Origin of the sequence: Amphibacillus indicireducens (genome assembly GCF_039539605.1) — a bacterium.
Classification (GTDB): Bacteria; Bacillota; Bacilli; order Bacillales; family Amphibacillaceae; genus Amphibacillus; species Amphibacillus indicireducens.
Genome location: NZ_BAABDL010000037.1, coordinates 1 through 12,874 on the forward strand (window position 1 = coordinate 1; position 12,874 = coordinate 12,874).

Below are 12,874 nucleotides of genomic sequence, written 5' to 3' on the forward strand. Positions count from 1 at the left end.
TAACTGGCATTCACTTTTGGCAATTTAATGGGCAAATCACCTATAAAAAATCAAGTTATGAATAATGCAGGAATGAAATGAATCAAGCTTATCTTAATGTATCTAAAAGTTTACAAAATATTGTCGAAAACTTAGATAAAATGGTTGGTTCAAGTCATGATATTCAGCATTCAATTGAAGAAGTTGCTTCCCTCTCAGAAGAATCAGCAGCGGGTATCGAAGAATCAGCGGCTTCATCAGAGGAATCGGTTCAATCAATTGAAAAAGTATCTGATGCTGCGATCGAATTAAAACAATTAGCTGAGACGCTTGACCAAAGAGTCAATCATTTCACACTATAAATAAAGCGCTCTCAATTGAGAAAAGCCTCGCGTTTAGTTATAATGTTAACAAATAATTCGAGGTGATGTGTGTGGAGAGGGCAGAACGTTTTATTGTTGCATTTAATAAAATTGAGAAGTATTTTAATCAGCAGTTAAATGATACGAGTTATGTGCCATTTTTCCGGGCGGTCCTACGCTTGCGGAAGAAAGATGCGATTGTGAATCGTTACCACAATGATTTACTTGAGTATTCTGAGTTGCGGAATGCGATCGTTCATGAGCGAACGGAGGTTAACTACACAATTGCAGATCCACATATCGAGATTGTAGAAGCGATTGAGAAAATTGCAGCTGAGATGACTGCACCGAAGTTAGTGATCCCGACTTTTGCGAAAACGTTAAAAGTTGTGCAAGCAGATTTGACTGTGAAAACAATTTTAAATGTCATTCGTGAGACAAGGTTTACTCAATTTCCTGTTTATCGGAGTAAGCAATTTGTTGGTCTTTTAACGGATAAAACAGTTTTGCATTGGATTGCACATCATATGAACGGTGATTTTGCTGAGTTGTTGAAAACACCGATTATGAAACTCATTGATGATAATGGTGCTGAGCCAAATTATCGCTTTATTCCACGGTCAATGGATATATATCAAGCGGAGGAGCTATTGTTAGATATGTTTAAAAAGCACGAAGGTATCGCTGCGCTTTTAATTACCGAAGATGGCAAGCCGAATCAAAAGTTGCTAGGTATGGTAACCCCGAGTGACTTAATTCGCGTTCCATAATGCGTCTACTTGTAAGTGCCGATTAATCGTTCCCCCTCTGCTGAAAAATTAGCTCAAGGGGGTATGAATAGGCGCTAATCGTTCCCTCTCTGCTGAAAAATTAGCTCAAGAGGGTATGAATAGGTGCTAATCGTTCCCTCTCGGTTGAAAAATTAACACAAGAGGGCACGAATAGGTTCTAATCGTTCTTTTCTGCCAAAGAATCTGGAAGCAAGCGCGCCCAGCAATTAATCAACAGATTTTAGAAAAAAGGGTCAGAATACTACAATAAAACTCCGGTGTGGGATGTTAGCTAAGATCTCGTACCGGAGTTTTTTATTTAAAAAATTATTTAATTTTAATTGTTGCTGTCACGATTGTTAGGTCTGGGTTTAAATCTTTTTCTTCAGTTAACGCAAGGACAGGGTAACCGTCGATATCAAAGTGGACACGGCGAATCCCAGAACTACGTGGTTCATTTAGGCCGGGGCGGGCATGGTACGTATTCCAAACGTCACCATTGTCGTCAGTCACGTATGCGTTGTGACCGGGGCCATATTCGCCATCAACATCGTTTAACGTCAATAATGGATAGTTTGTTTTAACCCAGCTTGCTGGATCTAATAAATCTGCATCAACATCTGCTGTTAAGAGGCCAACAACATATGTGCTGTCAACTGCTGCACCTGATATTGTTAGGAAAATTTTCCCGTCGTGAATGAGTGGGTATGGGCCTTCAACAACAGGTGTATGGTTATTATCCCAACCATAATCTGGTTTGGCGATCGTAATTACATCTGAGATCAGCTTCCATGGTTCATCTGGGTTAATTTCGGCAAAACAAATCCACGCACCTAAATCATGAGGCTGAAGTGGACGTTGTGACCATGAAGCAAAGTAACGCCCTTTGTTAGGAATAACTGTCATATCGAGTGTAATGCCTTTTCCAGCTTCAACTAATGGTGTGCCGTCCATTTTGATAACCATTTTTGGTTTTTCCCAATCCTCTCTGATCAGTGGATTTCCGCCTTCTTTAAGTGCCATTACTTGACATGCTTGCTCTACGAATCCATTAGATGAGCCGGCATGGAAAATATAGAATCGATCATTGACGATATGGAACTCTGGTGCCCATAGTAAGCTCTTAAACTCTGGGTATTGTTGTGTATCTAAAATTCGAATTTCTTGAGCAGTTACAAGCTCAGGAATCGAATTTGCTTCTCTAATGTACAAGCTGTTATTTCCATCAGCATCATTTGTCGCGATGAAATAATATTTACCGTTCCACTTGCCAATACATGGGTCTGCGCGATCCCAAGCGATTGGGAATGGATAATGGTCTTGATGTACTTTACCTTTTACCTCATACTCACCAGGTTGATCAAAATCAACCTGATCCGCGAACCAGTCAATTTTCTTTGTTGCAGTTGTGCCGTCGCTATAAACAGCTGTTGCCTTCACTGCATTTAATTGTTCTAGTGACGAGACTTCAATCGATTCAGGTAAGTTAATTTCGATATTGACTGGCGTCGTTAATTTTTTCACGAGATAATCGCCTAGTTCGTCCGAGATTTCAATTGTATTACGTGGAATAACACCTTCAATCTCTGTTGTAAACTCTGTAAAATCTTCAAGGGGTAATTGGTCAATCGCTTTTTTATTTGTTAAATCAACTTCTGAGGTGAAATCTGCTACCGTTACTTGATAGCATGAGCCATCAGTTTCTTGCCAGTTGATCACATATTGATCAATTGAGGCATCATAATTTGCAGTTAGATCAACAATTGTTTGATCAGATAGTTTCAACAGCGGTAGCTCGGTATATTGTAATAAGTTCTTAGATTCAAATACTAAAATACTCCCCTTGCTAATCTCATCTGAGCTTCCGTCTGGGTTAACGCGAACCGCAACAACAACGAATTGGTCATCTTTTGTGTTCAATAACCATGAGTTTACCAGCTGCTTCGGGTGGAGGACTTCGTTTTCTGCTTCGTACGCCTTTGCGAATAGAATTCCAAAGTTCTGATTTAAAGCTTCAAAAGGCTTATTCTCTTTCTGAATAGCTAAATGCATACTCTTTGCGAGCTTCTCACTATAGAGATCAGTATGTTTTTCTTCTCGTTGATAATTAAGTAGTTTATACATGTCGATTCCTTCTTTCCTTGTGTATTTTTGGAATTTATTTTATAATAGGATTGATTTTTCCTATTATTTTACGTTAATGAGGTGAAGTATGAATCAGATTCGCTACATCGGCTATGACATAAAACATGATAGTAAGTTTATTTTTGATTTACCGAATGGGCACGATTGCTGGTTGTTTTTGTTGACTCATACGCCAGCTAACTTTTTCGTTAACGGACGGTTAGAGGAGTATCCAGCTTATTCAGCTGTTCTGTTTCCACCAAACAAAAAAATCTACTATTCTGCAAGTCAATCGGTTTATGAAAATGATTGGATTCGCTTTGATTCAGCGGAACCATTTGTTGAAGCATTCCCAATTCAAGGTCATCCATTTTCACCGAAAGCCCCAGAATATTGCCGTCAGATTATCAAGTTATTGGCATGGGAACATGCGGAATTAAATGAAGAATCAGATCAAATTACACACCATCTGCTATCGGTTTTGTTTAAAAAATTACTTGACCAGGATGAAGAAAATATTAAGATCCAGCACCAACTTGTTCAGCTCCGGAAGGAAATATATCATTCACCCGAAAAAGAGTGGTCAGTCAAGTTAATGGCAGAAAAACTGCACATTAGTCAGAGTTATCTTCAAGCGATTTATCGAGAAAAATTTAATATCTCCTGTATGAATGATGTGATCAGTCGTCGAATTAACTACGCTCAAGATCAATTGTTAAATTCAAACTTATCGGTTAATGAAGTAGCAATAATGGCGGGCTATCAAAATATTGAACACTTTCATCGCCAATTTAAAAAAATAACAAATCAAACACCATTACAATATCGGCAATCCACGTCGATTAAAACATAAGTCATTTTGATTTGCTAACGAACGGCAACCTACATATTTATACTACTTGATTTTAGCGAGAATTAAATTGATATATGGTCTTGATTAATTGACTTATTCTATTATATTGCCCAAGTAAAAAAGGCTATTGAGTTAATTTCGTTAGCCTTTTCGATTCAATCAATCATTGATTTCTGATTCGACACCTTGAACGATGCGGTTAATTTTTTCATTAAATGGTGCGATTGGGACAATTCGTGCTTCACGCAAGTATTCTTTCCGCTCAAAAAACAAAATTAACACAGGAACTGTGAAAATACTAAAACGTCCTGCAACTTCTGGGATGACTTCAGTGTTAATATATGCTGTTTTAACGGATGGATAGGTTTCCATCACTGTTTTAATCTGTGGTAACAAACTTACACAGACACTACAATTTGGTCTTGATAGAAAGAGAAAAGCCAGTTGATTTGATGTTATAAATGAATCAATTTCGTCCATCGATGTTAATTCTTGAAATGGTTTCACTCGAGACCCTCCTTAGATATAGCTACTCACTCAGACAATATCATAGCGAATAAAAAAATCAAACCATTATGATTAGCTCTAAGTGAGAGGATCACACTCGCAGCTGAGAGATGTTTCGCTTTCCTACGGGCAAGGCTTGAGCTAACTTAGCCAAGCATAGACCGCTTGTCAAAGTGGATCTCAAGCTCTTGCTTTTCCCGTGGGAGTCTACACATCTCTCATCTGCTAAATTGTATCTTTCCTGCGTTAAATTATAAAAAAATTTTATTCTGTAGGAAAGCAGACATTAGTGTGGGGGAAATATGAAGACACCATCGGGAAAGTGTGAGCCGAAGATCTACTTTGGGGAATGTTAGACTAAGATCGCACGACGTGTGGCCACGTCTAACTGACCCACGTTCTGTTCGCCCGAGGCACGCCTGGTAAGCGAAATATTTTCCCGAAGCGGTTGTATTGATCGATCAATATCCGTTATCTCAAACCACAATGATAAGACTTGACTCAGAAAAGAAAAGTTTATGCAATGCTACTGACTTAGTATACGTCATTTTTTTCAGTTTAATTTAAGAAAAATGGCTAATAATAATGGAATCAGTACAAAAAATAATGTAGTAAGAGTGTCAAAGGACTCATTTATTGTAGTCCAACTGTCAACAAGACTGCCACTTCATCAATTAGAAGGAAGCTAAGACTTATAAGTTGGAGTGAAGAACCCAGGGTGGTAGAAGTTTCACTTCATGCGAGTTTCCCAATAAAAGTGGTTCCTTTTAGCTTAGCTAATATACTGGACCTTGCTTCGAATCAAACGAATTTAACTAGACTTTTGAACTTGACCAATACTAATTATTATATTATAATTAGTATAAAGTAATATTGAAACTAATTTGAATGAGGTGATTAAGCCTTTGCAAATTTAAGATGTTTATTTTACTTGGAAAAGGGAAGACGAACTATTGAGATGAAAAACTAAATCTATGGAGGTTATTAAAAATGGCAGATAACAAAGCATTAAAAGCTCATTTAAACGTTGCAGTTGCAACTCAAGGTGTGTTATTTACAAAATTACATCAATATCACTGGTATGTAAAAGGAAAACACTTCTTTACACTACACGAAACTTTTGAAGAATATTATGATCAAATTAATGAATACTTCGATGAGTTTGCAGAGCGCTTATTAACGATTGAAGGGAAGCCGTACTCAACATTACAAGAATTTATCGATCATTCGATTATTAAAGAAAAACCGTACACTGAGGAAATGAGTCAGTCGGAGATGGTTCAAAGTGTTTTAAATGATTTTGAAAAAATTGTCGACCATGCAACAGAAGGGATCGAATTAGCAGGGGATGCTGGCGATCCAGTGTCAGAAGATTTATATATCGGTTATAAAACAGATTTAGAAAAACATATGTGGATGCTTAAAGCGTATTTAGATAAATAATATAAACCAAACCCAGGAGATGATCCTGGGTTTGATTATGTTTACAATGCGATTTCTACTGTTGCTTTTCCGTCGAGTTGTGTTTGGTTGTTGTAGACACTTAGGTCGACTGAAGTAGTTGTTTCGTTTATAATTGTTACTTTTTCTTGATCAACTTGAACTAACAAACGAGCACCGCGGAAAACAACCTTGAATGAAAATGATTGCCATTCACCAGGGATAAATGGATTCAAGTACAGTCGATTATCCTTGATTTTCATGCCACCAAAACCTTGCACGACTGACATCCACGTACCAGCCATACTTGTCGTGTGGCAACCGTCCTCAGTATCGTTATTATAATTATCTAAATCAAGTCGAGCTGTACGTAAATACATTTCATAGGCTTTGTCTTTGTAACCTAATTGACAAGCTAAAATTGAATGAACGCATGGTGATAACGATGATTCATGTACAGTCATTGGCTCATAGAAATCAAAGTTTCGTTTAATTGTATCAAGATCAAATTCATGATTTAAGAAATATAGTCCTTGTAAAACGTCTGCTTGCTTGATGAAACAAGAACGTAAAATTCGATCCCAAGACCAGTTCTGATTTAAAGGTAGATGTTTTTTGTCTAATTCAGCAACAGGTATCAACTCTTTATTTAAGAAATTGTCTTGTTGTAGAAACACATTTCGTTCATCATCGATAGGGTAATACATTTTCTTAATGATGTCTTTCCACTGGTTAACCTCTTCATCTTTAAGCTCAAGCTTATCAATCCATTTTTGATATAAAACAGAGTCTGATTTTTTCAAGTAATCAAGAACTTCAATTGTGTATTCTAATGTCCAACTAGCGATTCGGTTAGTATACCAATTGTTATCAATGTTATTGTCGTACTCATTTGGTCCTGTAACACCTAGAATCATATAGACATCTTTAGCAGGAACGTAGTTAACGCGCTCTTCCCAGAAGCGAGAAATTTCCGCTAACACTTCAATTCCATATTCGCCAAGGTACGATTTGTCGCCAGTATAATTGACATAGTTATAGATCGCGTACGCAATCGCCCCATTACGGTGAATTTCTTCAAAAGTAATTTCCCACTCATTATGACATTCCTCACCGTTCATCGTTACCATCGGATAGAGGGCACCTTTTTCAAAACCTAATTTACGGGCGTTCTCCTTTGCTTTTTCTAAATGGTTATGACGATAAACAAGTAAGTTTCGAGCAATCTTCTGATCTGCTGTTGCAAGGTAGAATGGTAAACAGTAAGCTTCAGTATCCCAGTAGGTACTTCCACCATATTTTTCACCAGTAAATCCTTTTGGACCAATATTGAGTCGCTCATCTTCACCAGTATAAGTCTGATTCAGTTGAAAAATATTGAAACGAATCCCTTGCTGGGCAGCGACATCGCCTTCAATCACAATATCACTATCAAGCCATTTATTTGCCCATCCTTTAGCTTGCTCTTGTTTTAATTGATCAAAACCTTTAGAGACCGCCAGATCTAAAACTGTCGAACTTACGGTTTCTAACTGATCTGTATCATAATCTCTATTCGTTACATTTGCGGCATACTTGTAAATCGTGATTGATTCACCTTCTGTAAGTGGTACATCATAAACTAAGCTAGCATACTTAATTGCTTCCTTTGCTGTTCCAGTAAGTTCAAGTTTAGTTCCGTTTGAGAAAATTTGTGTTTCAACGGTTGAACAGAAATGGAAGTCAAGTTTTTTTGTTTTTAATGTGACTGACATCCGGTTATCTTTGATCCAAGTGTTGACAGGATCCCAGAATTTCTCGTCGTAGTTCGCATCTTCGTTCTTAATATCACCATCTAAATAGGATGTCGTAGTTAACGTTCCGTTGAAATTTAATGGTGTAATTTCATATTTAAGTGCGCCAACTTCTTTGTCAACAATACTAACAAAACGTGTCGCTTGAACTTTCAGTTGTTTACCATCTTGAAGTTCAGCTTTGAAAGTACGTTGTAAATAGCCTTCTTTCATATTCAATTCCCGAACAAACTCGGAGACTTTAGTTTGGTAGAGGTCAAGTTCTTCACCATCAATCACAATCTTCAAGCCAATCCAATTTGTTGAATTGAGTACTTTTGCAAAGTATTCTGGGTAACCGTTTTTCCACCAACCGACTCGAGTTTTATCAGGATAGTAAACTCCTGCCATATAACTCCCTTGAAGCGAGGCACCTGTATATGTTTCCTCAAAGTTGGCTCGCTGCCCCATGTGGCCATTGCCTATGCTGAAGACACTTTCAGAAACTTCATGATTATTTGGGTCAAATCCTTCCTCGATGATCGACCATTCATGTTCTATTAAATACTTTTTCATTTCAAACCTCCTGTGAATTTTCAAAATATGGGCAACCGTTTGCATTGGAATTTAAAAAAATAAGTCTTTTATACGAGATAAAGACGTGTCTTCCATTGATTCAATATAATCATCCGCACCGGTTAAAATCCTTTGGTCGCCAACTGCAACGACTTTCATTCCTGCACGCTTACCAGCTTCAATCCCTGATTGAGCGTCTTCAAAAACAACACAATTTTCTTTAGCAACGTTAAGTGCATCGGCACCGAGTAAAAATACCTCTGGATCTGGTTTAGCATTCACAATTGAATTTCCATCAATAATTGCATCGAACGCATGATATAATCCGATTTTTTCAAGAATTAAAGGTGCATTTTTACTTGCTGAGCCAAGTGCGAACGGAATATTATTTGTTTTAAGTTCAGCTAAAAAGACTGATACCCCAGGTAATATTTCGCTTTCATCCATATGTGAAATGGATTCAACATATCGGCGATTTTTTCTAGTTGCTAATTCTACTTTCTCTGCCTCACTTACCTTGACTTGGCCAATGTCTAGTAGAATATTCAATGAGTCCATTCGACTGACACCTTTGAGACGTTCATTATCTTCAACTGTAAAATTAAAACCTAGTTCTTCAGCTAGTTGCTTCCAAGCAAGGTAATGATGTTTAGCTGTATCGACAATGACTCCATCCAAGTCAAAGAGAACGGCAATCCTTTCTTTCATATAGTAATCAACCCCCTTCACAAAGTTTTCTGTCTTTATTTTAACCTAGCTTGAACAAAAAAGAAAGCGTTTTAGTGAAATTTGTTTAGATATTAAGATTAAGATAAACTGTTTAAATTGGATTGGAGAGAGAATGGGTGGAAGCATTGTTGAGTTAAGTATTAGTGAAGACTTTGTGAAAAAATGATCAAAAGGGATTGAGGTAAATAAATTGACCGTCTGATCGCTTATTCACAAAGACTTATTGAAAAAGAATAACTGTTATTAACGATTGTTTCATTTACGAATTTGATTCAGATTTGATATTCAATGTTTTAGTAACGATTTCTACCAAACCTGAGAACTCAGGTTTGATAACAAAATCAATTGCACCAGCCGCTAAACAATTTTCGACATTGAAGCTTGTCCCAAGTGAAGAGCACATAACTACTCGAGCTTGAGGGTCAATTTTCTTAATCCGCTTGAGCACTTCCAAACCTGTTAGTTCAGGCATATTGTAATCCAAAATCACGAGATCAGGTTTCATTTTTCGATATGTTAATATCGCTTCAAGACCACTTGCAGCTTCAAGTGTTGTAATTAAATCATTACTTGCTAACAATCGCTTAATCCATGTTCGCATGAAAGAAGAGTCATCGACGGTGAGTACAGTATACATATGGTTAGCTCCTCTCATCATTGAAGGTTATATATTAATTATAACGAAATCGAATTTATTAATCGATATTTACGACTCAAACAAGTGTATGTAAAATATGGTCAGTCCTCGACAGACTGACCAATTGTTCATTTAATAAAAAGAAGCGCCAACAATTATTAGTAAGATAAACAAAACAACAATCAAGGCGAAGCCACCGCCAAACCCTTGTGGAGCTGGAGCAGGGGCAGGCTGTGGATAACAACATCCGTAATCATACATGAAATTTCACCACCTTAGACTCAATATACAGTAATATATGCGAGTCTAATGTGAGTGCTAGGGCATTTGTCTAGATTAATAATGAAACTGATGACGTACTAATGAAATTATTGTAAAATCTCTTCAATTACTAATGCTACACCGTCTTCATCGTTAGAACTTGTGATCTGATCAGCAATTGCTTTGATTGATTCTTTTGCATTTGCCATTGCAACGCTTTTTCCTGCATAACTTAACATAGAAAGGTCATTGTCATTATCGCCAATTGCCATAACTTGTGTTTGATCAATCTTCGTTGCTTCAGCATGTGCTTTCAAGGCCAATCCTTTTTGTGCATCTGGATGATTGAATTCAATGTTATCTCGACCAGAAGATGTCACGATTAGCTCAGGTTCTTCAGCAAAAGTTGTTTTAATGTTTTCTAATCTTTGTTGATCAAAGGAAAAAGCTAAGGCTTTAACAATTTCAATTGATGGGTCACTAATTAATGATTCAAAATCATCGACGAAAATAAATGACTCATCTTGAAACCTTTGATTAACACGCTTTTTGATCTCGGCTTCTGAGAGGTTTGGATGGTTCATTTTAATTAATGTCTTTAACAGCTCAAAAAAATCAGACTGTTTCTGAGCGTAAATCCCTTTATTCGTGTAAAGCTCTAGATAAGCACCTTGTTCAGAAGTGACAGCTATAATCTCTTCAATCATTTTTTTGCTCATCGTAATTGCTAATATTTGTTTTTGGTCTGCTTGATAAGCTTCAGCGCCGTTAACACAGATCATTGGACAAACAAGCTTTGCCTTTTCAAAAGGACGAATGGCAGATTCAAATGAGCGCCCCGTTGCAACAATTACTTCAATTCCTTGTTTTTGTGCTGCTAAAATCGCCTGTCTGTTTCTTTCGCTAATTTCTCCATTGGACGTTAATAGTGTCCCATCTAAATCAGTCGCAATTAATTTTATCATTTTATTGTCACTCCATCTTCAAAAGTAGGTACCGTACTAATTAACTAATCCTAGTTGTTTTAAGCCATTATAGATCCCGTTGTCTTCAACTGAGGTTGTTTTATAATTAGCAAATTGAAATAAATCAGGATTTGCATTTCCCATCGCAAAACCTTTTCCAACGGTAGAGAGCATTTCACGATCATTTAAGCCATCACCAAAAGCGATTGCTTGCTCTGGTTTAAGATTGAACTTGTTTAAAATATAGTTGATTGCTTCACCTTTATTCGTTGTTTTCTGAATGATGTCATAAGAATCTCTTAGGCCATCAACATTAACTTCTGATAAAAAATAAGAACTTTTTTGGTAATGCTGCAAGTTCTTTTTATTCAGATTCATAATCGTTCCACCTAAAATGTTGTTACGATCAGCCTCTTGATAATGTTCATTAAGGGTTAAATCGAAATAATTGATGAAATTTATCGTGTACGGTTTCCCAAGATTGGTGAATAAATTTGCATCGTTTCGATAAAGTACCAATTCTTCACTCGATTTTGCAGCAGTTTGAACAAAATGATCAACAAGGTTTGGATCCATTGGACGATTATAAATTTCTTTGCCTTGATAAGTTGCATAAGCACCATTGTATCCAATACATGACTGAATATTTAATTTATTTTTTAATTGATTGATTTCATGTAGTGGTCTGCCTGTTGCTAAAAACACCTTGATTCCACGTTCAGTCACTTGTTTGATTGCCTCGAGCGTTGACGCTTGAATCGTATGGTCTGGTAATAAAATTGTCCCATCAATGTCTAAAAATAAAATTTTTTCCGTAGCCATTTGTATCTCCTTTTGTTGGTTTGTGCTAAGATAAACTATAACATATTTTTCGTGAATGAGTTATTTACAAGCTAGAGAGAAAGTAAGAGGTGGACATCTTTGTCGGCATTTAACCAGCAATTTTTCATGTCAGTCATCATTATTTTATTAGGTTTCATTTTGAAGAAAATTGGTTTGTTGAAAGAAACCGATGGGTCAGCAATCTCAAGATTAATCTTTAATTTAACTTTACCTGCTTTAATTATTGTTTCGTTTCACGATCTTGTCTTTGAACCATCACTTATGATTCTTGTCTTGGCAGGCTTCGTTTTTGGTCTTGTCCTAGCAGCAGTTGGTATTTTCGTCTTCAATAAAGAACCGAACAAAGCAAAAGGTGTTTTAATCATGATCGTTCCAGGTATGAATATCGGTTTGTTTGCGTACCCTTTAGTGGAAGGAATTTGGGGGACTGAAGGGATTAAATATTTTGGGATGCTAGACGCAGGTAATGCGTTTATTGTTTTTGGATTAACTTATTTATTAGGAAGCTATTATATTGATCGAGATGAGCCGATTCAATTTGGCACAGCAATAAAAAAGCTGACTAACTCAGTTCCGTTGATGGTCTATTTATTTATTTTTATTATTAAATTTTTACAGATTCAAATCCCAACGTTAGTTGTTGAAACTGCGTCGGTTATTTCTAATGCTAATATGCCATTATCTTTATTGTTATTAGGTTTATATTTAAACTTTAATTTTGATCGTCGTTATTTAAAACGATTAATTAAAGTGATGATTACGAGATACGGCACTTCATTGATTATTGGGCTATTGATCTTTTTCTTTTTGCCAGTGTCAGATATGATTCGGATGACTTTACTAATTGGTTTGAGCTTACCACTGCCATTAACTGTCATTCCTTATTCAGAGGAATTTAATTACGATAGTCGTTTTGTAGTCATGGTTACAAACGTCACGATTTTATTCAGTTTTTTAGTGATCTGGTTGCTGACTAACTTATTACCTAGATTATTCACAGCCCCACCATAAGCCGCTAAGAAACCGCATCAAATCAATTAAAAATAACCAATCAAT

13 protein-coding genes are annotated in these 12,874 nt (G+C 36.6%); 5 read left to right on the top strand and 8 right to left on the bottom strand.

Translation table 11 applies throughout. The features are described from left to right. Window positions 1-77 precede the first annotated feature (77 nt). Window positions 78-341 (top strand): hypothetical protein, encoded by a 264-nt coding sequence (locus tag ABD814_RS03365; protein ID WP_344910332.1) that lies wholly within the window; start codon window positions 78-80, stop codon window positions 339-341. 65 nt (window positions 342-406) lie between these two features. Then, complete coding sequence (locus ABD814_RS03370) at window positions 407-1,111, top strand: CBS domain-containing protein (protein ID WP_344910333.1); 705 nt, start codon at window positions 407-409, stop codon at window positions 1,109-1,111. Between the two features lie 327 nt (window positions 1,112-1,438). Here the strand turns inward: ABD814_RS03370 and ABD814_RS03375 are convergent, their stop codons facing one another. Further along, the gene (locus ABD814_RS03375; RefSeq protein WP_344910334.1) at window positions 1,439-3,235 is read right to left on the bottom strand and encodes a family 43 glycosylhydrolase; all 1,797 of its coding nucleotides are present in this window, start codon (window positions 3,233-3,235) and stop codon (window positions 1,439-1,441) included. An 88-nt stretch (window positions 3,236-3,323) separates the two neighbouring features. Between ABD814_RS03375 and ABD814_RS03380 the strand changes: the two genes are divergently transcribed. Further along, window positions 3,324-4,088 (top strand): helix-turn-helix transcriptional regulator, encoded by a 765-nt coding sequence (locus ABD814_RS03380; protein ID WP_344910335.1) that lies wholly within the window; start codon window positions 3,324-3,326, stop codon window positions 4,086-4,088. 159 nt (window positions 4,089-4,247) lie between these two features. Here ABD814_RS03380 and ABD814_RS03385 read toward each other — a convergent pair whose 3' ends face one another. Beyond that, complete coding sequence (locus ABD814_RS03385; RefSeq protein WP_344910336.1) at window positions 4,248-4,595, bottom strand: thioredoxin family protein; 348 nt, start codon at window positions 4,593-4,595, stop codon at window positions 4,248-4,250. Between the two features lie 990 nt (window positions 4,596-5,585). Between ABD814_RS03385 and ABD814_RS03390 the strand changes: the two genes are divergently transcribed. Further along, complete coding sequence (locus tag ABD814_RS03390) at window positions 5,586-6,038, top strand: Dps family protein (RefSeq protein ID WP_344910337.1); 453 nt, start codon at window positions 5,586-5,588, stop codon at window positions 6,036-6,038. 41 nt (window positions 6,039-6,079) lie between these two features. Here ABD814_RS03390 and ABD814_RS03395 read toward each other — a convergent pair whose 3' ends face one another. The 6 genes from ABD814_RS03395 to ABD814_RS03420 form a co-directional block, all read right to left on the bottom strand. Further along, window positions 6,080-8,383, bottom strand: coding sequence for a glycoside hydrolase family 65 protein (locus tag ABD814_RS03395; RefSeq protein WP_344910338.1), 2,304 nt, complete (start codon window positions 8,381-8,383; stop codon window positions 6,080-6,082). Between the two features lie 51 nt (window positions 8,384-8,434). Beyond that, window positions 8,435-9,091: a beta-phosphoglucomutase gene (gene pgmB / locus ABD814_RS03400; RefSeq protein ID WP_344910339.1), complete on the bottom strand. Its 657-nt coding sequence runs from the start codon at window positions 9,089-9,091 to the stop codon at window positions 8,435-8,437. A 280-nt stretch (window positions 9,092-9,371) separates the two neighbouring features. Continuing rightward, window positions 9,372-9,749: a response regulator gene (locus ABD814_RS03405; protein ID WP_344910340.1), complete on the bottom strand. Its 378-nt coding sequence runs from the start codon at window positions 9,747-9,749 to the stop codon at window positions 9,372-9,374. Between the two features lie 132 nt (window positions 9,750-9,881). Further along, on the bottom strand, window positions 9,882-10,010 hold the full coding sequence (locus ABD814_RS03410) for a YjcZ family sporulation protein (RefSeq protein ID WP_344910342.1): 129 nt from the start codon (window positions 10,008-10,010) through the stop codon (window positions 9,882-9,884). Between the two features lie 107 nt (window positions 10,011-10,117). Beyond that, the gene (locus tag ABD814_RS03415) at window positions 10,118-10,975 is read right to left on the bottom strand and encodes a Cof-type HAD-IIB family hydrolase (RefSeq protein WP_344910344.1); all 858 of its coding nucleotides are present in this window, start codon (window positions 10,973-10,975) and stop codon (window positions 10,118-10,120) included. A gap of 36 nt (window positions 10,976-11,011) precedes the next feature. Continuing rightward, window positions 11,012-11,797 carry a Cof-type HAD-IIB family hydrolase gene (locus tag ABD814_RS03420; protein WP_344910345.1) on the bottom strand — a complete coding sequence of 262 codons (786 nt, stop codon included), beginning with the start codon at window positions 11,795-11,797 and terminating at the stop codon, window positions 11,012-11,014. Window positions 11,798-11,896: 99 nt separating this feature from the next. Between ABD814_RS03420 and ABD814_RS03425 the strand changes: the two genes are divergently transcribed. Beyond that, on the top strand, window positions 11,897-12,829 hold the full coding sequence (locus tag ABD814_RS03425; RefSeq protein ID WP_344910346.1) for an AEC family transporter: 933 nt from the start codon (window positions 11,897-11,899) through the stop codon (window positions 12,827-12,829). Window positions 12,830-12,874 lie beyond the last annotated feature (45 nt).

Bases quoted from the DNA above. Each gene is read 5' to 3' on its own strand.
- ABD814_RS03390 (WP_344910337.1), top strand. From the start codon at position 5,586: ATGGCAGATAACAAAGCATTAAAAGCTCATTTAAACGTTGCAGTTGCA.
- pgmB (WP_344910339.1), bottom strand. From the start codon at position 9,091: ATGAAAGAAAGGATTGCCGTTCTCTTTGACTTGGATGGAGTCATTGTC.
- ABD814_RS03415 (WP_344910344.1), bottom strand. From the start codon at position 10,975: ATGATAAAATTAATTGCGACTGATTTAGATGGGACACTATTAACGTCC.
- ABD814_RS03405 (WP_344910340.1), bottom strand. From the start codon at position 9,749: ATGTATACTGTACTCACCGTCGATGACTCTTCTTTCATGCGAACATGG.
- ABD814_RS03375 (WP_344910334.1), bottom strand. From the start codon at position 3,235: ATGTATAAACTACTTAATTATCAACGAGAAGAAAAACATACTGATCTC.
- ABD814_RS03395 (WP_344910338.1), bottom strand. From the start codon at position 8,383: ATGAAAAAGTATTTAATAGAACATGAATGGTCGATCATCGAGGAAGGA.
- ABD814_RS03365 (WP_344910332.1), top strand. From the start codon at position 78: ATGAATCAAGCTTATCTTAATGTATCTAAAAGTTTACAAAATATTGTC.
- ABD814_RS03420 (WP_344910345.1), bottom strand. From the start codon at position 11,797: ATGGCTACGGAAAAAATTTTATTTTTAGACATTGATGGGACAATTTTA.
- ABD814_RS03410 (WP_344910342.1), bottom strand. From the start codon at position 10,010: ATGTATGATTACGGATGTTGTTATCCACAGCCTGCCCCTGCTCCAGCT.
- ABD814_RS03370 (WP_344910333.1), top strand. From the start codon at position 407: ATGTGTGTGGAGAGGGCAGAACGTTTTATTGTTGCATTTAATAAAATT.
- ABD814_RS03380 (WP_344910335.1), top strand. From the start codon at position 3,324: ATGAATCAGATTCGCTACATCGGCTATGACATAAAACATGATAGTAAG.